The sequence below is a fragment of the Streptomyces sp. NPDC043427 genome (genome assembly GCF_056436655.1).
This window is the reverse complement of sequence record NZ_JBWKCC010000006.1, coordinates 105,093-129,992: the sequence shown is the minus strand read 5'-3', so window position 1 is coordinate 129,992 and position 24,900 is coordinate 105,093. Positions and strand designations below refer to the sequence as shown.

Genomic DNA, 24,900 nt, shown 5'->3' with positions numbered 1-24,900 from the left:
CTCACAGCGGCGAGGCCTCAAGTCGAACGGTTTCCGGATGCCGAACGGTTTCCGGGGAGCACCTCGTCGCAGGCGGTACGCAGCCGTCGTACGCCCTCCGCGATCTCGCCCGTGCCCGCGACCGCCGCGAAGCTCAGGCGGACGTGCCCTGCCGGGGGGTCGGCGCTGAAGTAGGGGCGGCCCGGGGTGATCGCGACGCCCGCGCGGAGGGCGGCCGCCGTGAGGGCGTGCTCTCCCCCAGAGCCGAAAGCCTGGGAGGTGCCCCCAGCGCCGTCGGGGAGGCGCAGCCAGAGGTGGTAGCCGCCGGACGGGACGTGCGGGAGGGTGAGTTCGGGGAGGTCCAGGCGCAGGGCGGTCGTCATGGCGTCGCGACGGGCCTTCAACTCGGCGGCCAGCGCCCGCAGATGGCGGGGCCAGGCCGGTGAGCCGACCAGTTCGAGTGCCGCCTCCTGGAGCGGGCGGGGAACGAAGAAGGTGTCGACGACCTGGATGGCGCGCAGCCGCTCCAGGACCGGACCGCGCGCGGCCAGGGCGCTGACCCGGAAGCTGGGCGAGGTCGCCTTGGTGAGCGAGCCGACGTGCACGACGACTCCGTCGGGGTCGTCGGCGGCGAGCGGACGCGGCAGCTGTCCGGCGTCCTCGTGCACGAGCCGCCGCACGTAGTCGTCCTCGACGACGAACGCGCCCGCCTCCCGTGCGATCCGCAGTACCTCGCCGCGCCGGTCGGGGGCGAGGACGACGCCCGTCGGGTTCTGGAAGAGCGGCTGGCAGACGAAGACCCGGGCGCCGGTCGCCCGGAACGCGTCGGCGAGCAGCGCGGGCCGTACGCCGTCCGCGTCGACCGGCACGGGCACCGGGCGCAGGCCCGCGGACCGGGCGATCGCCAGCATGCCGGGGTACGTGGGCGATTCCACGAGCACGGGCGCGCCGGGCGGTGCGACCGCCCGGAGGGCCGTCGTCAGGGCCGACTGGCCGCCCGCGGTGACCAGTACCTCCGCCGCGGTGACCGCGCCGCCGATGCCGCGCGCGAACCACTCGCGCAGCTCCGGCAGCCCTTCCAGCGGCGGCCGCCCCCAGGCGCCGGGCCGCCGTCCCGCCCGCGCCAGAGCCGCGGACATCGCCCGCTCGGGCTGCAACGAGGGATGCAGATATCCGCCGTTGAACTCGACGACCCCGGGCGGCGGGGCCGCTAGCGAGACCGTCACGCCGGAGGCGTCCACGGTGCGCGGTACGAGGTCGCCGACACCGTCCGCGCTGAGCGCGACCTCCTGCCAGGAGGTGTCCCCCGCGGGAGCGCTCGCCGCGCGGGGCCGGGCCCGGAACGCGCCGGCGCCGGGCCGCGTGACCACCAGTCCCTCGGCGACCAGCTGCGCGAGGGCCCGCGACACCGTCACCGGGCTCACCCGGAACCGCTCGACCAGGGACCGGCTCGACGGGAGCTTTCCACCGGGAGAGTAGCGGTCGAGCTCCCGCCGCAGCGTGTCCGCCAGCTCACCCACACTGCTACGCTCATTCATGAGAGCAAAGAGTAGCGCTACTGAGTCGCCCCGGATAGCAGTCACCCCTCCGAACACAGCACCGTGCACGACGCGAGTCACGGCGCCCGGCGCCACCCCCCGCGAGCGCCGCGGGCTCGGTGTCCTTCAGGCCGGACTGGGGGTCGTCGCCTTCTCGCTCACCTTTCCGGCCACCGCCTTGGGGCTGGAGGGGTTCGGGCCCTGGGCGCTGGTGGCTGTGCGCAGTGTCCTCGCGGCACTGATCGCGGGGGCCTGTCTGCTGGCCCTGCGGGTTCCGCCGCCCGCTCGGCGGCACTGGCCCGGGCTCGCGGTCGTCGCCGGTGGAGTGGTCGTGGGCTTCCCGCTGCTGTCGACGCTCGCCCTGGAGACCTCGACCACCGCCCATGCCGCCGTCGTGGTCGGCCTGCTGCCCCTGACGACCGCCCTGACCTCGGCCCTGCGCGTCGGCAGCCGACCCTCCCGCACCTTCTGGGTGGCCGCGCTCGCGGGGGCGGCGGCGGTGCTCGCGTTCACCGTGCAGCAGAGCGGCGGCGCCCTCACCACGGCCGACCTGTACCTGTTCGGCGCTCTGCTGGTGTGCGCGGCCGGTTACACCGAGGGCGGCCGACTGGCCCGGATCATGCCGGGCTGGCAGGTGATCGGCTGGGCGCTGGTGCTGTGCCTGCCCCTGGCCGTACCCGCCGCCGCGCTCGCTCTGGCACACCAGCCCGCGCATCTCACCGCGCACAGCGTGGCCGGGCTGCTGTGGGTGGCGGCTGGTTCGCAGTTCCTCGGGCTGGTCGTCTGGTACCGGGGCATGGCGGCCATCGGCATCCCGAAGGCCAGCCAGTTGCAGTTGGCCCAGCCGCTGCTCACACTGGTGTGGTCGGTGCTGCTGCTGGGCGAGCACCTGACAGCGGCCGCCCCCGTGACGGCCGCTGCCGTACTGGTCTGCATCGCGGTCACCCAGCGGGCGCGAGGCTGAGTGGGCCCCCGGGTCCCCTTTCCGCCGGCGCCCTCCGCCGTAGACTCAAAGCCACGGACCGCCGCTCCCGCTCGCGTGAGGAGGCCCCCAGATGCACGCAACCGTGGGCGACCAGCTTGTCCAGCACGGCAGGGTGGTCGGTCAGCACGACAAGGTCGGCGAAATCGTCGAAGTGATGGGCCACGAGGGCAACCCCCCGTACCGCGTCCGCTTCGAGGACGGACACGTGGGCGTCTGCTCGCCGGGTCCCGACACCGAGATCCGTCACAGGCAGACCGGCCCGTCGATGGGCCGCTAGGGCCCGTCGTCTGGATCACGCCGCAGACGCGGGGTCGAACAGCCCCCGTCACTTCCCTGCGACCTGATCCAAACGAAAGGCCCCAGGCCCCCGTCGTTCGGATCACTGCGCCGCAGATGCGCATGCCATGCCCCGCGTCTGCGGCGTGATCCAAACGAGAGGCCCCAGGTCACTGCGGTCGGCGACTCTGGCCCGGCAGGCATCACGCCTGGCCCGTCCGCGGGGCATCCTGCCCGAGGCTGTGGAGGCCTTGGACCGGGTCGCCGCCTTCGTCGAGCGCGTCGTGGCCGACCGCGTGGTGAACGGCGCCCGCAGCAAGAGGACTCGTCATCGGGGTGGCCGCGCCGGCTCCCGGTAGTGGTCGGCGACTGTCCGGGCCATGGCGCCGATCCGGTCCACCGATACGTCCTTGGCCGCGAAGAACACGTGCCCCCGCACCTGTGGGTGCTCCTTGGCGAGGGTGAGGTGCCGGGACAGCTCGGCCGGGTCCTGCCAGGCCGCCGCCTGCGCCGGGTCCCCCGCCCGGTACAGCGCCTCACCGACGTACAGCTTCGTCCTCGTGCCCTGCGCCACCTCGGCCCACCAGGGCACGAGTTTCGCGTAGTCGGCGGCGGCGAAGCCCATGTGCCAGTACAACTGCGGGCAGATGTAGTCGATCCAGCCCTCGCGCACCCACGTGCGGGTGTCGGCGTGGATGTCGTCGTACGACTCAAGCGCCTGCGTGTCCGAGCCGCGCGGGTCGCTGGAGGCGTTGCGCCACACGCCGAAGGGGCTGATCCCGAACTGCGTGGCGGGCCGGATCTCCTTGATGCGGGCGGCGGTCTCGCGCACGAGCCGGTCGATGTTGTCCCGCCGCCAGGCGGCCCGGTTCGGGAAGGCGCCGCCGTGGGTGTCGTAGGCCGCGTCGTCGTCGAAGGTCTGGCCCGGCACGGGATACGGATAGAAGTAGTCGTCGAAGTGCACGGCGTCCACGGGGTACTTCCGCACCGCGTCCAGCATCGCGTCCTGCACGAAGGCGCGGACCTGGGGCAGCCCGGGGTTGTAGTAGAGCCGCCCGCCGAACGTCACCACCCAGTCCGGGTGCCTGCGGGCGGGGTGGGAGGCGACGAGCTTCGACGGGTCGGCGTGCAGGGCGATGCGGTACGGGTTGAACCAGGCGTGGAGCTGCAGGCCCCGCGCGTGGGCCTCCGCGACGGCCGTGCCGAGCGGGTCCCAGCCCGGATCCGCGCCCTGGGTGCCCGTGAGGACCTGGGACCACGGCTCGTACGGCGAGGACCACAGCGCGTCGGCGGTGGGCCGCACCTGGAACATCACGGTGTTGAGCCGGTTGCGGACCGCCCGGTCGAGCAGGGCGAGCAGCTCGGCGCGCTGCTGCGCGGCGCTCAGGCCGGGCCGGGACGGCCAGTCCCGGTTGTTCACGGTCGCCAGCCACATCCCCCGCATCTCGGTCACCGCGCGCCGGTGTCCCGGGGCGGGCGCCGAGCCCATCGCCAGCATCGACATCGCGGCCAGCGTGAACGCCCGCCGAGTCGGTCGTCCCATGCCCCACACACCCCCGCACTCCGTGGATCCGTGCCGTCACGGACCGTCTCCGCGCCCCAGGATGCCGTACCCCGGCGATCGATCATCGGTACTTGGCGGTAACGTGCACGGTCGGAGCAGGCACCGCATCACGGCGTACTGTCAGAGCGGTAGAGCAGCAGCGAAAGGGACGATGTGACGGGCATCCCAGCGGGAGACATTGCACGCGTCGGAGTGGTGGGCTGCGGTCAGATGGGCGCGGGCATCGCCGAGGTGTGCGCCCGCGCCGGACTGGACGTGAAGGTCGCCGAGACCACCGGCGAGGCCCTGGAGATCGGCCGTACCCGGCTGTTGAACTCCCTGGCCAAGGCCGCCGAGCGCGGCAAGATCACTGAGGAGGAGCGGGACGCGACGCAGGCGCGCCTCGGCTTCACCACCGACCTCGGCGAGTTCGCCGACCGGGAGCTGGTGATCGAGGCCGTCGTCGAGAACGAGCAGGTCAAGACCGAGATCTTCCAGGTGCTCGACCATGTGGTGACGCGGCCGGACGCCATCCTGGCCTCCAACACCTCCTCGATCCCTCTGGTGAAGCTGGCGGTGGCCACCTCGCGGCCCGACCACGTCATCGGCATCCACTTCTTCAACCCGGCCCCGGTGCAGCAGCTCGTCGAGCTGATCCCGGCGCTCACCACGTCCGAGGGCACGCTCAGCCGGGCGCAGTTGTTCACCGAGAAGCTGCTCGGCAAGCACGCCATCCGCGCCCAGGACCGCTCGGGCTTCGTGGTCAACGCGCTGCTGATCCCGTACCTGCTCTCCGCGATCCGGATGTTCGAGTCGGGCATCGCCAGCCGCGAGGACATCGACAACGGCATGGAGATGGGCTGCGCCCACCCCATGGGCCCGCTGAAGCTGTCGGACCTGATCGGTCTCGACACGGTCGCCTCGGTGGCCCACTCGATGTACGAGGAGTACAAGGAGCCGCTGTACGCCGCTCCCCCGCTGCTCCAGCGCATGGTGGACGCCGGCCGGCTGGGCCGGAAGTCGGGTTCCGGCTTCTACACCTACGGCTGACCACGATCGGTGACGACCAACGGGCCCGGCACTCCGCGGAGTGCCGGGCCCGCGCCATTCACACACCGTGTGCGCTCCGGACCCGCATATGCCCCTCGCACACTCTCCCCACCCGTCCACCAGGCGAGTTCACTCATCATGCGCATGCAAGGGACGTGAGACGACTACGGAAAGGAGTGGACACGTGACCGCCGATCCCGAGCATCCCGTGGCCCCTGGAGAACTCGCAGAGTTACGTCGCCGCCTCGACGTGGCGTACGCCCGTGTCGAGGGAGGACTGGCCCTGCTGTCCCACCGCACCGAAGAGGCCGCCAAGGAACTGGACGAACTGAGCACCCGCATCGTCACGTTGGAACACGCGCGATGGCCGCTGCCCTCGCTCGCGGCCGTGGTGGCCGTCGGAGCCCTGGTGGTGACGGTCTGGCAGGCCTTCGGCCACTAGCGCCTGCTGCGGCACAAGCCGCGGGGGACGCACGGGGGATTCAGGGTTTCGCGTCCTGCCCGAGCCTGAGGTGGTGCAGCAGCAGTAACGCGGCCGCCATGTTGGCGGCCGGGACCTCCCCACGGGCGACCATGTCGGGGACGAGCTTGAGGGGGACCCATTCCCGGCGGTCCGACTCGAAGTCGTCCACGGGGTGCCCGAGGTACTCGCCCTCGTCCGACCAGTAGATGTGGTGCCGGGCGTCGGTGAGGCCGTTGGACGGCTCCACGCTCATGAGGTGGTGCAGGGGCCCCGGTCGCCAGCCGGTCTCCTCCTCGAGTTCCCTGGCGGCCGCGCGGGCGATGTCCTCGCCGTCCTCGACGACGCCCGCCGCGAGTTCCCACCCCCAGCTGTCCGTGATGAAGCGGTGACGCCACAGGAGGAGGACCTCGTTGGCCTCGTTCACGACCGTGGCCACGGCGACGGGCCGCAGTCGTATGAGGAAGTGGTCGAGGTGCCGACCGTCCGGTAGTGCGACGTCCGCGAGGTTGACGCTGAACCAGCGGTTTTCATACACCGTTTGTTCGTTCTCTTTCGTCCACTGCACGGTTCTGCCACCTTCCGTCGAGTAAGTGGCAATATCGCAGCAGGGACTGTGACTCTCCGATGGCTACAGCGGTACGCGCAGTGCCCCGTCGATGAGTTCGGCGGCCTCGGCCGTGCCCGCGCCGCCGCTGCGGACGAGGTGCTCGCGCACCGCCCTGAGTCTGTCCCGCAGGCGCTGGGACTCCATTCCCCGGGCCGCCTCGGCCATCCGCACCGCCGTGTCCACCGCCTTGTCGGCGTTGCCCTGACGCAGTTCGATCGTGCTGAGCATGGCCAGCCGGTGCACCCGCCCGCGGTCGTGCGCGGGGTTGTCGACGGCTGCGGCGGCGTGCTCCCGGGCGGCCGCCAGCTCGCCGAGACTGAGCAGCGCCTCCGCCACCTGGACGTTGACCAGGCCGGGTTGGACATAGCCGGTCTCGTCGGGTTCGTAGCCGCGCCGGATGTTTCCGGCGGCCGTCTCCGCCCGCCGGATGCAGGACAGCGCGCTCGTGCCGTCGCCGAGGTGGGCGTACGCCTTCGCCTGCATCGCGTACAGGTCGGAGGCCAGCGCGGGCGTGATGTGCTTGCCGGCGGTGCGCAGCGCGGCCTCGGCGAAGGCGACGGCCTGCCGGTACTCCCGCATGAACAGTGCCTGGTTGACGAGGAGCGCGATCACGTACGCCCCGAGGCCCCGGTCCCCGCTGGCCTTCGCGAGCCGCAGCGCCTGGTGGAAGTAGCGCTGGGCGAGACCGTGCGCGTCGGAGTCGTACGCGCAGATGCCCGCGATCGCCACCAACCCGCCTGTGGCCCGGTGGAGTTGACGGCCCGTCGCGTCGGTGTAGCTGCCGCGCAGCAGGGGGGCCGCCTCCGCGTTGAGGAAGCCGACGATGCGGGCGCGGGTCGCTATGCCGCCGGCCTTGCGGTACATCTGTTCGTAGTGGGCGCGGGCGGCGCGCAGCATCTCCAGGTCGGCCGACGTGACCCGGTGCCGGCCGCCGCGCGAGACGTCCACGTCCTCGGGCGGGTTCTCCCACTCCCACACCGGCATCACGGCGGGCGTTCCGGTGACGGCGGGCGCGCCGAGTATGTGCGGCCGCTGCTGCTCGTCGCAGCGCCACAGGGCGGTGGCCCGCTCGACGAAGCCGGAGAGCGAGGTGCCGTGCGGGGTGGACGGCTCACCGGGGACGCCGAGGCCGATGTCGTCGAGCGTGACCGGCCGGTGCAGCCGGCCGGCGAGCACCTCGCAGATGAGGTCGGGCACCTGGCCCCGCGGCCGCTGGCCCTTCAACCACCGCGCCACGGCGGTGTGTTCGTACCGCAGGGCGAGACCGCGTGCCCGTCCCGCCTGGTTGACGTGTGCGGCCAGCCCCGCGTGCGAGATCCCGGCCTCGTCCAGGATCGCGTCGAGCAAGGTGTTGGGCTGCATGGGTGCCCCCCGGGTGGCTCGGTGCCGTCAGGGTAGTGCGTGCGCCTTCACACGGGGTGTGAACGGAGTGCGCGAATCCGGGCTGTGTGCGCGCTGTTGCGGAGAGTTCCCACCCGGTTGACTGAAATACCTCGCAAGAGGCCAGCCGGGCCGCCGGCTCCCCCTCGTACAGTACGGCGGCCCGGCGCTGCGCCGGCTTCAGCGGTGGTTTGTCGGGTGCGGGTGGGTGGGGGCTGGTCGCGCCCGCGCGGCGGAGCCGCTGATGTCGCTGCCCCGCGCCCCTGGAGGTGAGCCGCACTGGGCCCTGTCGCGGTCGTTGTGCAGGACCAGCAGGGCGATGTCGTCGGTGGGCCTGCCCGCCGTGTGGTGCAGGAGTGCCGACAGGACGACCCGCAGGATCGTCTGCGGTGTGACCGGGCGGCCTCGCATCGCCTCCCCGATCGCGTCCGGCAGGGAGAAGAACCGGCCATGAGCGTCCCGGGCGTCCTCGGCACCGTCCGTGTGCAGGACGAGGGACTCGCCGAGGAGCAGGCGACCGACGGGCTCGGCGGGGAGGTCGCGCGGCAGCGGAAACGGGCCGAGGGGCGGGAGGGGATCCGCGTCGGCGAGCGGTACGACGCGGGTGCCGGTCAGCAGGTAGGGCCAGGGGTGACCGCAGTTCAGACAGAGCAGTTCGCCGTCCGGGCGGATCTCCAGCAGCAGTACGGTGACGAACTCCTCGACGACCGGGTGCTCGTCGCCTGCCCGCTCACGCAGGTGCCGGGCGAGCGCCCGGTCGAGTCGGCGCAGTACGGCTCCGAGCTCTGGCTCGTCGTGCACGGCCTCCCGGAAGCTGCCCAGCACGGCGGCGACGGTGCCGAGAGCGGCGAGGCCGTGTCCGCGTACGTCGCCCATCACCACCCGTACGCCGTGCTCGGTGGCGATCACCTCGTACAGGTCACCGCCGACCCGGGCCCCACTGTCCGCGGAGAGCTGGGCGGCGGCGGTGTGCAGTCCGCCCACGCGGGCCGGCAACGGCCGCAGCAGGGCGTTCTGAGCGGCCCGCGCGACCCGGCGGGCCTGCCTGAGCTCCTGCAGCAGAGCCCGGCGGACGTGCAGGATCAGCCCGGTGCCGAGCGCGAAGAAGACCGTCGTGGTGAAAAGCCGCGCCCCCAGGTCGCCCTGCCGGGCGAGCGGGCACACCAGCCTGTACGTGATCGCCAGCGCACCCCACATGAGCGGCAGCCCGAACACGAAGGGCCGCACTCCACGGGGAACCCCAGCCTTGATGCGGATCATGCCGACGGCCCCCCAGACAGGCCCTGACAACGGAGATCGGACCGGCCCCGAGGGGCCGGTCCGATTCTGTCGGCAGCTGACCCAAAAGGGCCAGATCACCCGCCTTTATCACTCAATCGAGTGAGGTAACCGTTGAGTGGCGAATGTGGGGGTATGCGGGCTAGCCCCGCAGCACCGCCCCCGCCCGCTCACCCGCGAGGGCGACCGCCGCGTCCCGCGCCGCCGACGCCTCGTCGACCGTCAGCGTCCGGTCCACCGCCCGGAACCGCAACGCGTACGCGAGCGACTTCTTGCCCTCGCCCAGCTGCTCCGGGTTCTCGTACACGTCGAACAGCCGGATCCCCTCCAGCAGTTCACCCGCGCCCTCACGCAGCGCCGCCTCGACGTCCGCGTGCGGTACGGACTGGTCGACGACGAGGGCGACGTCCTGCGTGGCCACGGGGAACGTGGAGATGCTCGGCGCCTGGGGCGTACCGTCACCGGCCTGCTCCAGGGCGTCCAGGTTCAGCTCCATCGCGCTGGTGCGCTCCGGCAGCCCCAGGGCCTTCACCACGCGCGGGTGCAGCTCACCCGCGTGGCCGACGACCCGCTCCGTACCGTCGGCGACGACGACGAGCTCGGCGCACCGGCCCGGGTGCCACGGCCCGTACTGCCCGCTGCGGACGGTCAGCTCGGCACCCGTCTCACGGGCGACCGTGCGCGCCGCCTCGACCGCGTCGGCCCAGTCGGCCGTACGGCCCTTGCCCCACCAGCCGGCCTGCTCGCGGGCGCCCGCGAGGACGACGGCGACATGGCGCGGCTGCTCGGGCAGCGCGGCGTTCAGGGCGGCGAGTTCCTCGTCGGTCGGACGCCGGTCGACGGGCAGATGCCCGGCGACGCGCTGCTCCTCACGCGGGTGGAAGACCAGCCCGGTCTCGAACAGCGCGAGGTCGTGGGTGCCCCGGCCGTCGTTGCGCCGCAGGGCACCGAGCAGACCCGGCAGCAGCGACGTGCGGAGCGCGGGCTCCTCGTCGTTGAGGGGGTTGACCAGCTTGACGACGCGGCGGGCCGGGTCGTCGGTCTCCAGCAGGAGCTGGTCGAAGACCTGCTCGCTGACGAAGGGGTAGTTCGGCGCCTCGACGTAGCCCGCTCCGGCCAGGGCCCGGCCGACCCGGCGGTGCAGCCGCTGCCGGTGGGTGAGACCGCGGCCCGAGGGCGGCTTGGGCAGGGTGGAGGGCAGGTTCTCGTAGCCCTCCAGGCGGATGACCTCCTCGGCGAGGTCGTTCGCCTCGGTGAGGTCGGGCCGCCACGACGGCACGGTGACGATCAGCTCGTCCTGCCCGTACACGTCACAGCCGATCTCCTGCAGACGCCGTACGACGGTCTCGCGGCCGTAGGTGACGCCCGCGACCTTGTCGGGGTGGTCGGCGGGGGCGGTGATGGTGTGCGGCGCGGACGGCGCGAGGATCTCGGTGACGCCGGCCTCGGCGGTGCCGCCCGCGAGCAGCACCAGCAGGTCGACCGTGCGCTGGGCGGCGGCGGCCGCGGCCTGCGGGTCGACGCCGCGCTCGAAGCGGCGGGACGCCTCGGAGGACAGCTTGTGACGGCGGGCCGTGCGCGCGATGGCGACCGCGTCGAAGTGGGCGGCCTCGATGACCACGTCGGTCGTGGCGTTCGCCGCGTCCCCGGTGTCGTCGTGGTCCGCGATCTCGGTGTTCGCGCCGCCCATGACGCCGGCGAGACCGATGGGGCCACGGTCGTCGGTGATGACCAGGTCCTCGGCGTGCAGGGTGCGGGTGACGCCGTCGAGGGTGACGATCTTCTCGCCCTCCTCGGCCCGGCGCACGCCGATGGTGCCCTGGACGAGCGAGCGGTCGTAGGCGTGCAGCGGCTGGCCGAGCTCCATCATCACGTAGTTGGTGATGTCGACGGCGAGGGAGATCGGGCGCATGCCGACCTTCTGCAGGCGGCGCTGCAGCCAGATCGGGGAGCGGGCCTCGTGGTCGAGGCCGGTGACGGTGCGGGCGGTGAAGCGGTCGCAGCCGAGCGGGTCGGAGACCTTCACCGGGTAGCCGAAGGCGTTGGGTCCCGGCACGTCGAGCAGCGCGGGGTCGCGCAGCGAGAGACCGTAGGCGATGGCGGTCTCGCGGGCGACGCCGCGGATCGACAGACAGTCGCCGCGGTTGGCGGTGACGGCGATGTCGAGGACCTCGTCGACCAGCTCCAGCAGCTCGATGGCGTCCTTGCCGACCTCGGTCTCGGGCGGCAGCACGATGATGCCGTGGGTGCCGTCGTCGCCCATGCCCAGCTCGCCGCTGGAGCAGATCATGCCGTGCGAGGTCTTGCCGTAGGTCTTGCGCGCCGAGATCGAGAAGCCGCCCGGCAGCGTGGCGCCGGGGAGGACGACGACGACCTTGTCGCCGACGGCGAAGTTGCGGGCGCCGCAGACGATCTCCTGGGGCTCGCCGGTGCCGTTGGCCTGGCCGACGTCGACGGTGCAGAAGCGGATCGGCTTCTTGAAGCCCTCCAGCTCCTCGATGGTCAGCACCTGGCCGACCACCAGCGGGCCCTTGAGGTCGGCGCCGAGGTGCTCGACGGTCTCGACCTCCAGCCCGGCCGAAATGAGCTTGGCCTGGACGTCACGGCCGGTTTCGGTCGCCGGCAGGTCGACGTACTCCCGCAGCCAGGAAAGCGGGACCCGCATCAGATCTCCATCCCGAACGGCCGGGTGAACCGGACGTCACCCTCGACCATGTCTCGCATGTCTTCGACGTTGTGGCGGAACATCAGCATCCGCTCGATGCCGAACCCGAAGGCGAAGCCGCTGTACTTCTCCGGGTCGACGCCGCAGGCGGTCAGCACCTTCGGGTTGACCATGCCGCAGCCACCCAGCTCGATCCAGCCCTCGCTGGAGCAGGTGCGGCAGGGCCGGTCGGGGTTGCCGACGGAATCGCCGCGGCAGACGTAGCACACCATGTCCATCTCGGCGGACGGCTCGGTGAAGGGGAAGAAGTTCGGGCGCAGTCGCGTCTTCATGCCCTCGCCGAACAGGGCCTGGACCATGTGGTCCATCGTGCCCTTGAGGTCGGCCATCGTCAGGCCCTCGTCGACGGCCAGCAGCTCGACCTGGCGGAAGACGGGGGTGTGCGTGGCGTCCAGCTCGTCGGTGCGGTAGACGACGCCGGGACAGATCACGTAGACCGGCAGCTCACGGTCGAGCAGCGAACGGATCTGCACGGGCGAGGTGTGGGTGCGCAGGACGACGCCGGACTCGGTGCCGCCGTCAGGGCCTTGCACGAAGAAGGTGTCGGCCTCGCCGCGGGCCGGGTGGTCCGGGCCGATGTTGAGGGCGTCGAAGTTGAACCACTCGGCCTCGGCCTGCGGGCCCTCGGCGACCTCGTAGCCCATGGCCACGAAGACGTCCTCGATGCGCTCGGAGAGCGTGGTGAGGGGGTGGCGGGCGCCGGCCGGTACGCGGTCGTGGGGCAGCGTGACGTCCACGGCCTCCTCGACGAGCACGCGCGCGTCACGCTCGGCCTCCAGCGCGGCCTGGCGGGCGGCGAGCGCCTTGTTCACCGCGCCGCGGGCCTGGCCGACCAGCTTGCCGGCGGCGGCCTTGGCGTGCGGGGGCAGGGCGCCGATCTCGCGGTTGGCGAGGGCCAGCGGGGAGGTGCCGCCGGTGTGGGCGACCTTGGCCTCCTGGAGCGCGTCGAGGGAGTCCGCGGCGGCGAAGGCGGCGAGCGCCTCGTCCCGCATGCGCTCGATCTCTTCCGGTTTCAACGCCTCGACCTCTACAGGGTCGTACGATTTATTCGGTGCCGACATCTCTTCCCGTGCTTCCGATTGGCTGGCTGAAGGTCCCCGTCACCGACTCACTCAGAGATCAGAGGGCCGTCTCTGGGACACAAAGGTGCCAAGGGCCGAGTCTAACGGGGTGGGGGTGTGCGCATGCGCCCGCGGGCTGCTCGGGCGGGCCTCAGGTGAGGTAGGCCGGAGTGCTCACGGGCAACGTAAATCGGAACTCCGCGCCGCCGTCGGGGGCGCGGCCCACCGTGATGGTGCCGCCGTGGGCCTCGACGATGCCCTTGACGATGTAGAGCCCGAGCCCGGTGCCGCCGCGCTTGCTGCCCCGCCAGAAGCGGGTGAAGACGCGGTTCATGGACTCCTCCGGGATGCCGGTGCCCTCGTCACGCACGACGACCGACGTGGCTGCGTGTTCGCCGTCCTCCCCGTCACGCGGGGACGGGGCGGGCGTGACGTCAATGGTGACGGTTCCCTCGCCGTGTCGCACGGCATTTTCGAGGAGGTTGCTGAGCACCTGGTCGATCTTGTCGGGGTCCGCCCACAGCGCGGGCAGCGGCTGCTCGATGCGCAGCAGGAACCGGTCGGCGGGCTGGCCCGCGGCGACGTACGCCTGGATGTGCCGTCCGACGGCGGCCCCGATGTCGACGGGCTGGCGGCGGACCTCCAGCCGGCCCGAGTCGATCCTGGAGATGTCGAGCAGTTCGGCGATGAGGCGGGTGACGCGGTCGGCGTCGGCGTCGACGGTCTCCAGCATCAGGCGTTTCTGGTCGTCGGTGAAGCGTTCCCACTTGGCGAGCAGGGTGGCGGTGAAGCCCTTGACGGAGGTGAGCGGCGAACGCAGCTCGTGCGCCACGGTCGCGATCAGCTCGGCGTGGCTGCGCTCGGTGCGGCGGCGGGCCTCGGTGTCACGGAGCGAGACGACGACCCGGCGGACGGGCCCGGTGGGCTCGCCGCGGACGTACCGTGCGGAGACGAGTACCTCCCGCCCGCCCGGCAGCAGCAGGTTCCGCTCGGGCTGTCGCACCCGGATGGCGAGTCCGCCGTACGGATCGGTCAGCTGCCACCAGCGACGGCCCTCCAGGTCCTCTAATGGGAGGGCCTTCTCCAGCGGCTGGCCGAGGGCGTCGGCGGCGGCCGTGGCGGTGATGCGCTCGGCGGCCGTGTTGAAGCAGACGATGCGGCCGTGCTCGTCGGCGACGACGAGTCCGTCGGGCAGGGCGTCGGGGTCGATGCCGAACTCGGCGAGGTCACCGGGCGACCGGGGCGTGGAGTCGTTCGGCACGGCTCGTGCTTCCCGTGTACTGCTCATGCCGACGCTCATTCCCCGTACCCCACCTCTCAGACGACTGAGGGGCCCCCGAGCTGGTCACCCTACTAGCTGTCGGTGACGGACCGGCACCCTCCGGAGGCGCGCTGTGCACGGGCCGACGCGTAGAGACATACGGCTGCGGCGGTGGCGAGGTTCAGGCTCTCGGCCTTTCCGTGGATCGGGACGCGCACGACGGCGTCGGCGAGCGCGCGGGTCTCCTCCGGCAGCCCCCAGGCCTCGTTCCCGAAGACCCACGCGGTCGGTCCGCCCATCGTCCCCTTGTCGAGCTCCTCGTCCAGGTCGTGCGCGCCTGCTCCGTCGGCGGCGAGGATCCGCACACCGGCGTCCGTCAGCCCGGCCACCGCCTGCTCCACGGGCACGCCCACGGCGACGGGCAGATGGAACAGCGATCCGACGGAGGCCCTGACCGCCTTCGGGTTGTACAGGTCCACGGACGCGTCGGTCAGTACGACGGCCTCGGCTCCGGCGGCGTCGGCGCAGCGCAGGACGGTGCCGGCGTTCCCGGGGTCGCGCACGTTCGCGAGTACGGCGACCAGTTTGGGGCGCGCGTCGAGGATCTCCTCGAACGGCGTGTCGAGGAACCGGCAGATCCCGACGAGGCCCTGCGGGGTGACGGTGGTGGAGATGTCCGCGATCACCTCGTCGGCCGCGAGATGCACCCGGGCGCCGGCGTCACGCGCCTCCCCCACGATGTCCGCGTACCGCTCCGCGGCGTCCGGCGTGGCGAACAGCTCGACGAGCGTCGCCGCGTCCCCGCTCCGATGCCCGGCCGCCTCCCGCACAGCCTGCGGCCCCTCCGCGAGGAACAGCCGCTCCTTCCCCCGGAAGTTCCGCCGCGCGAGCCGACGCGCGGCGGAGACGCGGGGGGAGCGGGGGGAGATGAGGTCGGGGGTGGCGGGGGGCATGTGTGGCTCACCTTCACAACAACAGGCGCAGCGTGTTGCTGCGTGGGGTGACTGCAACCCCCTGGGGGCGCGGGGCTCTGACATCAGCGGCTCCGCCGCGGGGCGCGACCAGCCCACGACGACCCGCATCCGAACAAGTGCAGCAGCCAGGTACACAAGCGCGGACCCGCAGGCCGTGAAACCTGCGGGTCCTCAGTACGTCGGCCAGAGCCAGCGCAGCGTCACGCCGCCTTCGGCGCGTTGACGTCGCTGGGCAGCGCCTTCTGGGCGACCTCGACGAGCGCGGCGAACGCGTTCGCATCGTTGACGGCCAGCTCGGCCAGGATCTTGCGGTCGACCTCGACGTTCGCGGCCTTCAGACCCTGGATGAAGCGGTTGTACGTGATGCCGTTGGCGCGGGCAGCGGCGTTGATGCGCTGGATCCACAGCTGGCGGAAGTCACCCTTGCGCTTCTTGCGGTCGTTGTAGTTGTAGACCAGCGAGTGGGTGACCTGCTCCTTGGCCTTGCGGTACAGGCGCGAACGCTGACCGCGGTAGCCGGAGGCCTGCTCGAGGATCGCCCGGCGCTTCTTGTGGGCGTTGACTGCCCGCTTGACGCGTGCCACTTTTTAACTCCTTGTAGCGGGGCCGTGGTGGGACTCACACGGCCCGGAATCGATTGGGTCCCGGTCCAGACGTACGGCGCGCGGCGATCGATTGATCACGCGCCGCTGACGTCACTTGCCGAGAAGCTTCTTGATCTTCGCGGCGTCGCCCGGGGCCATCTCGGCGTTGCCGGTGAGGCGACGCGTCACGCGGGACGACTTGTGCTCGAGCAGGTGGCGCTTGCCGGCGCGCTCACGGAGCACCTTGCCGGAGCCGGTGACCTTGAAGCGCTTGCTGGCACCGCTGTGCGACTTGTTCTTCGGCATAGCGCCGTTCTCTCCTCGTCGGTGGCGCTCCGGTGCCCGGTCGTGAAACCGGGCACGGTGGAGCGTCGCTGTTGTATCGGTTACGTCCTGGGACTGACGTCCCGGGGATCACGCCTCGGCGTGCTCCTCGGCAGGTGCCTCGGCCGGCACGTCGGCGTCGACATCGACATCGGCGTCGGCGTCCGCGGCGTTCTGCGAGCGGCCGGGGTGGGCCTTCGCTTCGGCCTTGCGGGCCTCCTGCGCCTGGCGAGCCTCGGCCATCGCCTCGGTCTTCTTCTTGTGCGGACCGAGAACCATGATCATGTTTCGGCCGTCCTGCTTCGGGTTCGACTCGACGAAACCGAGGTCCTGGACGTCCTCCGCGAGACGCTGCAGCAGTCGGTAGCCCAGCTCGGGCCGGGACTGCTCGCGACCACGGAACATGATCGTGATCTTGACCTTGTCGCCCTGCTTGAGGAACCGGACGACGTGACCCTTCTTGGTGTCATAGTCGTGCGGGTCGATCTTCGGCCGGAGCTTCATCTCCTTGATGACCGTGTGCGCCTGGTTCTTGCGCGCCTCACGGGCCTTCATGGCCGACTCGTACTTGAACTTCCCGTAGTCCATGAGCTTGCACACGGGCGGACGGGCGTTCGCCGCGACCTCGACCAGGTCCAGGTCGTACTCCTGCGCAAGCTCCAGTGCCTTGGCCAGCGGGACAATGCCCACCTGCTCGCCACTGGGACCGACAAGTCGCACCTCGGGAACGCGAATCCGGTCGTTGATGCGGGGCTCGGCGCTGATGGATCCTCCTCGGTAGCACCACACGGCAGTCTGGCGGACAGCCGCGTAACGTCTCTGTTAGTGAGACCTAACCGCGCCGAAGCAGAAAAAATGCCCCGGACGATCACAGGCGGGGCTCCAAGCACTACCGGAGCACCGCCGCGATGGCCGCGGGGCGCGCTTTCGGGCGACTCCATCGTCCGTACGGAACGATGGTGGCCGCCTGACCGGGGTGACCCGCCGTCCCGGAGGGCGGTCGGGTGGGAGTTCGGAGCCTCCACTTGTAGGCCGGACACAGTCTTGTCCGGCCGGTCGTCACACAAGGTTAGCAGTTCGGGCACGCGTGCGCGAATCCGATGTCACACGCCTCCTGCTGTCAAGGGGGCACAGGCCTGGGCCTATCGTGTCCTGCATGAGTGAGACCCCTCCTGAGAACGCCGACTTCGACGAGATGACCCGCGACATCGCCGAGGTCCCGGCCGTCGAGGTGATCGTGACGGTCGCCGTCAACCTGATGAGCGCGGCCGCCGTGAAGCTCGGGCTGACCGAGGAGGGCGACAAGTTCAAGGACCTGGACGAGGCCCGCAAGCTGGTACACGCCCTCGCCGGCCTGCTGGACGCGAGCGCGACCGAGATCAGCTCCTTCCACGCGGCCCCGCTGCGCGACGGCCTCAAGTCCCTCCAGCTCGCCTTCCGCGAGGCCTCGCTCGTCCCGGACGAGCCGGGCCACGGCCCGGGCGAGAAGTACACCGGCCCGGTCTACGGCTGATCTCGCTCTTCACGGCTGATCCGGTTCCTCACGTACAGGGGCTCGCCCGGAGGTGTCGTCCCGGCCGGCAGCAGTGCCAGGTCGAGGCCGCGTACCAGGCGGGCCCTCAGTGTTTCGTCGGCGGCGAGCCGTGCGGCGACGGCGCGGGCGGCCTCGGCGGGTGCGACGGCCGGGTCCAGGACGAGGGCGAGGGTGCCGTCGGCCTGCCCGGGGCCGAGGTGGGCACGGAGCACGGCGGACTCGGCGGCCACCGCGGCGCGCACCGCCTCGACCACCGCGGGGTCGGCGAGCGGATCAGCCGTCGTACGCCCCTCTGCGAGCGCGAGCAGCGCGGACCCCGTCAGCTCGAACGGCACGGGCCCCGCCAGGTCGAGTACGACCGTGTCGGCCTTCTCGTGCGCGGCCGCCTGGAGCGCCTGGTGCAGGGGTACGGCGACGGGGCGGGCCGCCGGGTCCCAGCGGGCCAGGGAGTCCGTGGACGTGAAGGCGGGCAGCGCGATCCGGGTCCCGGCCTTCAGGGTCGGTACGGCCATGTCGCTGGTCTTCTCGCGGCGCAGCCCGTTCTCGTCCTCCTCTACCTCGCCGAGCACGGCCACGACCGGGACGAGCAGCCGGGCGCCCTTGAGGGCCTCCAGGACGGGTCCCACAGCGGTGCGGTCCTCGGCCCAGGTCGCGAGCGCCGCGCTCAGCCGGGGATCGGCGGAGCCGTCGTCGTCGGAGAAGCCGGGGTCGGGAATGTTCTTGTTCGCCACGGTCACCGACCCTATAGGGGGGATGCTGCTGGGCTTGTGAGGGCCCGGAAACCCGGCGGTGACCGCTTTCACAGGATTCTCAGCCTTCGCTGACGTACCTCTAACCTCGGCCTAACGGCCCGCACAGCCGAGGCCACCACGATCTCGGGGCATGGAGTCTTCCAGAGTCCGTCGAAGCCGCCGCGCTCGTCCCTCCCGGCGCCGTCCCCTGCTCGCCGCCGCCCTCGCCTGCGTGGCCGTCGTCGGAGCGACGGCCTCGGGAACCGTGTACGTGAAGGCGCAGGAGCGCTCCGGGTCGGGTACCGCGTCGCCGGCCACCTCCTCACGCTCGACGGACCGGGAGGCATCGGTGGAACCCGTTGCGGATCCGGTGGATCCGGTCGATCCGGTGGCGGACCACGACGCCCTGTTGGCGGAGGCCATGAAGGCCGTGTCCGTCGAGGACGGGGCGGACGTGTCCATGGCGGTGCTCGATCCGGACTCCGGCGAGAGCGCCACGTACGGCGACGGCACCTTCGACACGGCGAGCATCGTCAAGGTCGACATCCTGGCCGCGCTCCTGCTCCAGGCACAGGACGCGGGCCGTCATCTGACGGCGAGCGAGAAGTCGTACGCCACCGCGATGATCGAGAACAGCGACAACACCTCGGCGTCGGCGCTGTGGCGGGCCATCGGCAAGGCGGACGGACTCGACGCGGCGAACGAGCGCTTCGGGCTCACGGACACCGAGGGCGGCGACGACATGCTGTGGGGCCTGACCCAGACCGGGGCGGCCGACCAGCTCACCCTCCTCCAGCAGGTGTTCGGGGACGACTCTGAGCTGAGCGAGGCGTCGCAGGCGTATCTGCAAGGGCTGATGGGGCAGATAGCCGCCGACCAGCACTGGGGTGTGTCCGCCGCGGCCGACGGCTCCGCGTGGGCGCTGAAGAACGGCTGGCTGGAGCGGAGTACGACCGGGCTCTGGGACGTCAACAGCATCGGGCGGGTGACGGTCGACGGCCACGCCTACCTGGTGGCCGTGCTGTCCCGCGGCGACAGCACGATGGAGAAGGGGATCGCGCTGGTGGAGGCGGCGGCGAAGGCGGCGGTGTCGGTGTTCGGTGAGGAGAGCACGGCCGCGGAGGGGTCGCCGTCTGTGTCGACGTCGGCATCATCCTCGAACTCGAACTCGAACTCGAACTCGGGATCGGCATCGGCGTCCGGCTGACCGGGACCGGCCGGTGACCTAGACGGAGTCGTAGGAGTCGTAGGAGTCGTAGTCGTAGGAGTCGCTGGGCTCCGGTCGGCGGCGGCTGCGCCACATGAAGACCGCCGCCACCAGCAGCAGTCCCCCGGCGCCGCCGGCGAGGGGGCCCGCCCAGCTGGACGTGGAGTCGTCCTCCTTGGGGGCGTCCGGGCCGGAGCCGAAGTACCGGTTGCCGTACGCGGTCGACCGAAGGCCCTCCGGTTTGAGGCGGGCGGCGGCCTTGATCGCGGCGGCCGGGTCGATGAAGCCGTAGCCGCGGGAGTCGTCGCGGCCGCCGCTGGGGGCGTTGCGGGCGGTGTCCTCCAGGAGCTTCTTGATCTGGGCGGGGGTGAGCCCGGGGTGGGCGGCCTTGATGAGCGCGACCGCGCCGGAGACGAAGGCGGAGGCGGCGGAGGTCCCCCAGCCCTCGTAGTACCTGTGGTCGGGGTCGGCGATGACGACGTTGACGCCGGGGGCGCTGACCGTGGCGTACCAGCGGCGGGTGGAGAAGGAGGCGCGGGTGCCGTACTTGTCGACGGCGGTGGCGGCGATGACGCCCGGGTAGGCGGCCGGGTAGGAGATGTGGTCGCCCTTCTCGCCGCCGTTGCCGGCCGAGGCGACGACGACGGAGCCCTTCTCCAGGGCGTACTGGACGGCCTCGTCCTCGGCGGCTTCGGGGTGCGCGGAGGCGGAGTCGTCGCCCAGGGAGAGGTTGATGACGTCGGCGCCCTGGTCGGCGGCCCAGCGGATGCCCTCGGCGAGGGCGTTGCCCCGGGTGCGGCGGGCCTCGGCGCGGGCGGAGTCGCCGTCCTCGAGGATCACGCGGACGGGGAGGATCTTCGCCTCCGGGGCGATGCCCATGACGCCGTCGGTGTCGCCGGGCCCGTGTCCGTGGCCGGCGATGATGCCGGCCATCGCGGTGCCGTGCCGGGCCCAGGCGCGGTCGCCCTGCTCGGCGCCGAAGCCGATCATGTCCTTGCCGGTGAGGACGTTGCCTTCCAGGTCCGGGTGGTCGGCCTCGACGCCGGTGTCGAGGACGGCGACGGTGATGCCCCGGCCCTTGGTGGTCTGCCAGGCCTCCTGGGTGTGCATGGCGTCCAGGGCCCACTGCTGGGCGCGGATGCTGTCGGCGTACGCGGGGGTGGCGGGGACGAGGGCGACGGTGGCGGCGAGGAGACAGCCGAGGAAGCCGGCACGGCGGCGGGTGCGGCTGCGGTCGCCGCTGGGGAGGCCGGTCCCGGGCGTCGTACGGCTGCTGCTCATGAGGGCTGCTCCGTGGGCGAAGTGGCCGTCTTGGGGAGGCCGCGTTCGATGCGGTCGGCGAGACCCTGGGCCTCGTTGCCCAGGCCGGCCTGGGAGGGGGCCGTGGTGGAGTCGGACTCCATGGCCTCCTCGGCGGGTTGGGCGGCGTCGATGGAGCGGCCGTCGGCCCAGCCGGAGACGGCGTACACGACGACGGGGGCGTCGGTGAGGACGGAGATGGTCCAGGAGGCGCGCTGTCGGTCGCCGAAGGTCGCGGCGACGGTGTTCTTGGCGGCGTACGGGCGGGGTATGAGGTCGGTACGGCGGGCCAGGCCCTCCTTCTCGAACCTGGTGGCGAGGGAGCGCATGGTGGTCGCGTCGGCGTCGGTGAAGAGGAGGCCGACGGTGGTGACGTAGCTCTGGGTGGCGTCGGTGTAGGTGGCGCGCAGGAGGCGTTCGCAGCCGGCGGGCGCGAGAACCTTGCTCAGCAGCGGGTCGAAGGCGCCGGCGCAGCCGCTGTCCGGGGCGACGGCGATCCGCGTCCAGGCCCGGTCGGCGCCGCCGGGGCCGGCCCCTCGCCCCGCCACGGTGGGCGGGAACAGCTGGTCCACGGGCACGTTGTGCCACAGGCTCCCGGCCGTGACGTACGCGCTCCGCTCACCGCCCTCCCCGGAATCCCCGACGAGCCAGCTCCCGGTCACGGCACCACCGATGAGCCCCAGCCCGAGCACGAGACACGCCCCCGCGGCAACTCCCCGCGACCGCAACCGCAGCGACAGCCCCCGGGGCCCGTCGTCATACAGCTCAGGCTCCCCAAGACTCACCACCGGCCGCCCGGACTTCGGCGCCATGGGGGCACTCCAGGAGAGGGCGGGATCGGGGACCACGCCGAGCGATTCGGGGGCACCTGGGGGGCGGCCCGGGGTGGTGGGCGAGGGGGCGGTGTGGGGCGAGGTTGCTGTGCTGGGCCCGGGTGGGGTGCTGGGCAAGGGGGCTGCGGTGGGCGGGATTCCTGTGCTGGTCCGGGGTGCGGTGTCGGGCCTGGGTGGGGTGGTGGGCCGGGGTGCGGTGTTGGGCCGGGGTGCCGTGGTCGGCCGGGGCGGGGTGTCGGGCCGAGGCGGCACGACTGGGCCGCCGGGGCGGTGTCCGGGAGTCGCGCCGCCGGTCCGGGGTGCGCCGGTCGAGCGCGGCACGGAGGCGGGCGGGCGCGAACCCGCGACGGACCCGGCAGCCGGGCCACGCCGCTCGGCACCGACGGCGTCGGAGGCGAAGCGAGCGCCCGGCGCGGGCGGGGCACCGGGGCGGCGCACCGACGTGGGCAGCTCCGAGGCCGAACGAGCGTCCGGCGCTGACGGCACACCACCACCCGGGCCACGCACCGACTCCGGCGGCGCAGACGCCGACGGGACACCCGGCACGGACGGGACACCAGGACCCGGACCGCGCGAAGACGTGGCCGGCTCCGAGGCCGAACGAGCGTCCGGCACTGAGGGGACACCGGGGCCCGGGCGACGCGACGACATGGGCGGTTCGGCGAAGGGGCCGGTGTCCGGCGTTGACGAGGTCGGCGCCCCGGGGCGTGAGCCGGGGCGTCCAGTGGGGCCGGTGCCGATGCCGGGGCTGCGGGTCGGCGGTGCGTCAGGGCGGCGCGTGGGTGCAGCGGGCGTGGGGCCCCGGTGGGCGGCGTTCGGCTCGGGGGCCAGGTCTCCGGGGGCGGGGCGCGGATGTGTCGTGGTCTCCGGCGAGGTCTCGGCGGCCGTACCAGCGTTCGGCGTCGGCGCGGTGGCGGGCCGGTAGCTCGGCCTCGGCGGTACACCACGCGGCGCGGTGTCGTCCGGGCCACCCGAGGGAGCCCCCTCCTGACCACCTTCCGCACGCGCCCCGGAGCTCTTGCTCCGCTGCACGTCTCGGCCGGTGGGAATGCGGCCCGCCGTCGGTGCCGTGTCGGGAAAGCGGGCCGAGGCGGGGGGCGGCGGGGGCGAGCCGGCAGGACCCGCCGCACCCGTCGCACGTGCCCCGAAGAAACCGCCCCGGTCGTCACCGGACACCGGCACCCGTGAGCCCGCGGAGCCCTCCGCATCCCCCGCACGCGAGCCGAAGAAATCACCCCGGTCGTCACCAGGCAGCGGCACCCGCGAGCCCGTAAGCCCGTCCGCCCTCCTCGGATCCCTCACACCTGAACCGAACACACCACCCCGGTCGTCACTGGACACCGGCACCCGCGAGCCCGTAGAACCGTCCGCGCCCCGCACACGCGAGCCGAAGAACCCCTGCCAGTCGGTCGCGGGCGCACCCGCGGCCGCATCCGGCTCGCCGTCCCCTGCCGACTCCCGCTGCCCGGGGGGACTCTGCCGGCCGCCGGCCGGACGGGCACCCGTGTGCGGGAGTGAGGACCCCGGGGTGGCCGGGCGACTCCGGTCCGGTCCGGCGCCCTGCGACCCGCCCACCCGAGCCGACCGCTTCCCCGTCGAGTCGTCTGGCGTATCCGTCGTGGGGGGATGCACAGGCGGCGGTGGAGTCGAGGGGTGTGGGGGAAAAGAGGCGCGGCGCGCTTCCGTGCTCATGCACCCCCCGTTTCCTCGTGCCCGGGCCGACTTCGAACCTGCTGGGCCGTAACTGTTTCGTGCCCGGAGCGGCCCAGCGCGGAGTCCGTCCCGGGCACGCATACCCGCACGGGCGGACCCGCATCCCGGCGCGGGCGTCCCACCGGCGTCGGTCCTCCGTGCGTGCGCGTCACTCTACGGCTTGTTCCTGCGCAAACGGGAACCAGTCCCGCACCCCAGGGGCATCTGCCCGGAACGTCCCCCTACCCCGCGGTAATCCAGTCTGGCAGGCTGCGTTCATGACTGCGCGCGCCACCGACAGGGCCCGATACGACCGGGCCACCGCCCACCTCGACGCTCCTCTCGCGATCGTGGATCTGGACGCCTTCGACGCCAACGCGGACGACCTGGTCCGCCGGGCCGGCGGGAAGCCGATCCGCGTCGCCAGCAAGTCCGTACGCTGCCGGACCTTGCTGGAGAGGGTCCTGGCGAGGGACGGGTTCGCTGGCATCATGTCCTTCACGCTCGCCGAGTCCCTGTGGCTGGCGCGCTCGGGGTTCGAGGACGTCCTGCTGGCCTATCCGTCGGCCGACCGCACCGGGTTCGCCGAACTCGCCGGCGACCCCAAGCTCGCCTCCGCCGTCACCGTCATGGTCGACGACCCCTCCCAGCTCGACCTCATCGACGCCTCCCGGGCCGGCGGGCGCGAAGTCGTGCGCGTGTGCCTGGAGTTGGACACCTCCCTCAAGCTGCTCGGCGGACGCGTGCGGGTCGGCGCCCTGCGCTCCCCGCTGCACTCCCCGGCCCAGGTCGCCGACCTGGCGCGCGCGGTCGCGCGGCGGCCCGGTTTCAAGGTCGTCGGGATCATGGCGTACGAGGGTCACATCGCCGGTGTCGGCGACGCGGTCTCCGGGCGGCCCCTGCGCTCGCGGGCGATCAGGCTGATGCAGGCCACCGCGCGCCGTGAACTCGCCGAGCGGCGCGCCGCGGTGGTGCGCGCGGTGCGGGCCGTCGTCCCCGACCTGGAGTACGTCAACGGCGGCGGCACCGGAAGTGTGCAGAGCACCGCCGCGGAGGACTCGGTCACCGAGATCGCGGCGGGCTCGGGGCTGTACGTGCCACGCCTGTTCGACAACTACACGTCGTTCAGCGGGCGTCCGGCCGCGCTGTTCGCCCAGCCCGTCGTACGGCGACCGGGCGTCGGGGTCGTGACGGTGCTCGGCGGCGGCTACCCCGCCTCGGGTGCGCCGGGGCGCGACCGGCTCCCGGTGCCGTACCTGCCCGAGGGGCTGCGCTACGACTCCCAGGAGGGGCCCGGCGAGGTGCAGACCCCGCTGCTCGGCTCCCCCGCCGACGACCTGCTGATCGGAGACAAGGTGTGGTTCCGGCACGCCAAGGCCGGTGAGCTGTGCGAGCGGTTCGAGCTGCTGCACCTGATCGAGGGGGACGCGGTGACGGCGACCGTCCCGACGTACCGGGGTGAGGGGCAGACGTTCCTCTAGGGTCTTTCGTTTGGATCAGGCTGGATCACCGGACCCCGCGAGCCCGGCCTGATCCAAACGAGAGGCCCCAGGTCCCCCGTGGCTCACGGCTCGGA

Annotated in this window: 22 protein-coding genes; 7 read left to right on the top strand and 15 right to left on the bottom strand. The window is 72.3% G+C overall.

The features are described 5' to 3' along the window. Nucleotides 1-17: 17 nt before the first annotated feature. Nucleotides 18-1,517, bottom strand: coding sequence for an aminotransferase-like domain-containing protein (locus AC067M_RS13830; protein WP_478697218.1), 1,500 nt, complete (start codon nucleotides 1,515-1,517; stop codon nucleotides 18-20). Here AC067M_RS13830 and AC067M_RS13825 point away from each other — a divergent pair. Continuing rightward, entirely contained in the window at nucleotides 1,516-2,481 is a 966-nt protein-coding gene (locus AC067M_RS13825; RefSeq protein ID WP_478697217.1) for a DMT family transporter, read from the top strand. The genes AC067M_RS13830 and AC067M_RS13825 overlap by 2 nt on opposite strands. A 91-nt stretch (nucleotides 2,482-2,572) precedes the next feature. Continuing rightward, nucleotides 2,573-2,779 (top strand): DUF1918 domain-containing protein, encoded by a 207-nt coding sequence (locus AC067M_RS13820; RefSeq protein WP_478697216.1) that lies wholly within the window; start codon nucleotides 2,573-2,575, stop codon nucleotides 2,777-2,779. Nucleotides 2,780-3,106: 327 nt separating this feature from the next. Here AC067M_RS13820 and AC067M_RS13815 read toward each other — a convergent pair whose 3' ends face one another. Further along, complete coding sequence (locus AC067M_RS13815) at nucleotides 3,107-4,321, bottom strand: glycoside hydrolase family 10-like protein (protein WP_478697215.1); 1,215 nt, start codon at nucleotides 4,319-4,321, stop codon at nucleotides 3,107-3,109. 174 nt (nucleotides 4,322-4,495) lie between these two features. Between AC067M_RS13815 and AC067M_RS13810 the strand changes: the two genes are divergently transcribed. Together AC067M_RS13810 and AC067M_RS13805 are read left to right on the top strand one after the other, a co-directional pair. Next, nucleotides 4,496-5,371, top strand: coding sequence for a 3-hydroxybutyryl-CoA dehydrogenase (locus AC067M_RS13810; RefSeq protein WP_478697214.1), 876 nt, complete (start codon nucleotides 4,496-4,498; stop codon nucleotides 5,369-5,371). A gap of 184 nt (nucleotides 5,372-5,555) precedes the next feature. Further along, entirely contained in the window at nucleotides 5,556-5,813 is a 258-nt protein-coding gene (locus AC067M_RS13805; protein ID WP_478697213.1) for a hypothetical protein, read from the top strand. A 40-nt stretch (nucleotides 5,814-5,853) separates the two neighbouring features. On the opposite strand, the gene AC067M_RS13800 is transcribed toward AC067M_RS13805, so the two are convergent. The 10 genes from AC067M_RS13800 to infC form a co-directional block, all read right to left on the bottom strand. Continuing rightward, nucleotides 5,854-6,399 (bottom strand): NUDIX hydrolase, encoded by a 546-nt coding sequence (locus tag AC067M_RS13800; RefSeq protein ID WP_478697212.1) that lies wholly within the window; start codon nucleotides 6,397-6,399, stop codon nucleotides 5,854-5,856. A 63-nt stretch (nucleotides 6,400-6,462) separates the two neighbouring features. After that, nucleotides 6,463-7,803, bottom strand: coding sequence for a transcriptional regulator (locus tag AC067M_RS13795; RefSeq protein ID WP_478697211.1), 1,341 nt, complete (start codon nucleotides 7,801-7,803; stop codon nucleotides 6,463-6,465). 198 nt (nucleotides 7,804-8,001) lie between these two features. Then, nucleotides 8,002-9,081: a PP2C family protein-serine/threonine phosphatase gene (locus AC067M_RS13790; protein WP_478697210.1), complete on the bottom strand. Its 1,080-nt coding sequence runs from the start codon at nucleotides 9,079-9,081 to the stop codon at nucleotides 8,002-8,004. A gap of 160 nt (nucleotides 9,082-9,241) precedes the next feature. Beyond that, entirely contained in the window at nucleotides 9,242-11,764 is a 2,523-nt protein-coding gene (pheT, locus tag AC067M_RS13785) for a phenylalanine--tRNA ligase subunit beta (protein ID WP_478697209.1), read from the bottom strand. After that, nucleotides 11,764-12,885, bottom strand: coding sequence for a phenylalanine--tRNA ligase subunit alpha (pheS, locus tag AC067M_RS13780; protein ID WP_478697208.1), 1,122 nt, complete (start codon nucleotides 12,883-12,885; stop codon nucleotides 11,764-11,766). The genes pheT and pheS overlap by 1 nt, the downstream gene beginning before the upstream one ends. Nucleotides 12,886-13,036: 151 nt before the next feature. Beyond that, nucleotides 13,037-14,185, bottom strand: coding sequence for a sensor histidine kinase (locus AC067M_RS13775; RefSeq protein ID WP_478697207.1), 1,149 nt, complete (start codon nucleotides 14,183-14,185; stop codon nucleotides 13,037-13,039). A 53-nt stretch (nucleotides 14,186-14,238) separates the two neighbouring features. Next, nucleotides 14,239-15,099 (bottom strand): TrmH family RNA methyltransferase, encoded by an 861-nt coding sequence (locus AC067M_RS13770; RefSeq protein ID WP_478697206.1) that lies wholly within the window; start codon nucleotides 15,097-15,099, stop codon nucleotides 14,239-14,241. A 221-nt stretch (nucleotides 15,100-15,320) separates the two neighbouring features. After that, a complete protein-coding gene (gene rplT / locus AC067M_RS13765; RefSeq protein WP_006141703.1) occupies nucleotides 15,321-15,704 on the bottom strand; it encodes a 50S ribosomal protein L20 in 384 nt (127 codons plus the stop codon). 111 nt (nucleotides 15,705-15,815) lie between these two features. Then, nucleotides 15,816-16,010, bottom strand: a complete 195-nt coding sequence (rpmI, locus tag AC067M_RS13760) for a 50S ribosomal protein L35 (protein ID WP_004933563.1) — start codon at nucleotides 16,008-16,010, stop codon at nucleotides 15,816-15,818. Nucleotides 16,011-16,118: 108 nt separating this feature from the next. Beyond that, a complete protein-coding gene (gene infC / locus AC067M_RS13755; RefSeq protein ID WP_478697205.1) occupies nucleotides 16,119-16,817 on the bottom strand; it encodes a translation initiation factor IF-3 in 699 nt (232 codons plus the stop codon). Nucleotides 16,818-17,184: 367 nt separating this feature from the next. Here infC and AC067M_RS13750 point away from each other — a divergent pair, with 367 nt between their 5' ends. Beyond that, nucleotides 17,185-17,541, top strand: a complete 357-nt coding sequence (locus AC067M_RS13750; RefSeq protein ID WP_478697204.1) for a DUF1844 domain-containing protein — start codon at nucleotides 17,185-17,187, stop codon at nucleotides 17,539-17,541. Here the strand turns inward: AC067M_RS13750 and AC067M_RS13745 are convergent. After that, entirely contained in the window at nucleotides 17,532-18,293 is a 762-nt protein-coding gene (locus AC067M_RS13745) for an SseB family protein (protein WP_478697203.1), read from the bottom strand. The two genes, AC067M_RS13750 and AC067M_RS13745, sit on opposite strands and share 10 nt — an antisense overlap. A 151-nt stretch (nucleotides 18,294-18,444) precedes the next feature. Here AC067M_RS13745 and AC067M_RS13740 point away from each other — a divergent pair, with 151 nt between their 5' ends. Further along, nucleotides 18,445-19,500 (top strand): serine hydrolase, encoded by a 1,056-nt coding sequence (locus AC067M_RS13740; protein WP_478697202.1) that lies wholly within the window; start codon nucleotides 18,445-18,447, stop codon nucleotides 19,498-19,500. Between the two features lie 18 nt (nucleotides 19,501-19,518). On the opposite strand, the gene mycP is transcribed toward AC067M_RS13740, so the two are convergent. Continuing rightward, complete coding sequence (gene mycP / locus AC067M_RS13735) at nucleotides 19,519-20,781, bottom strand: type VII secretion-associated serine protease mycosin (RefSeq protein ID WP_478697201.1); 1,263 nt, start codon at nucleotides 20,779-20,781, stop codon at nucleotides 19,519-19,521. Continuing rightward, nucleotides 20,778-21,611, bottom strand: a complete 834-nt coding sequence (locus AC067M_RS13730; protein WP_478697200.1) for a hypothetical protein — start codon at nucleotides 21,609-21,611, stop codon at nucleotides 20,778-20,780. Before AC067M_RS13730 ends, mycP begins: the two co-directional genes overlap by 4 nt. A 1,991-nt stretch (nucleotides 21,612-23,602) precedes the next feature. Here AC067M_RS13730 and AC067M_RS13725 point away from each other — a divergent pair. Continuing rightward, nucleotides 23,603-24,805, top strand: a complete 1,203-nt coding sequence (locus tag AC067M_RS13725) for an amino acid deaminase/aldolase (protein WP_478697199.1) — start codon at nucleotides 23,603-23,605, stop codon at nucleotides 24,803-24,805. Nucleotides 24,806-24,900 lie beyond the last annotated feature (95 nt).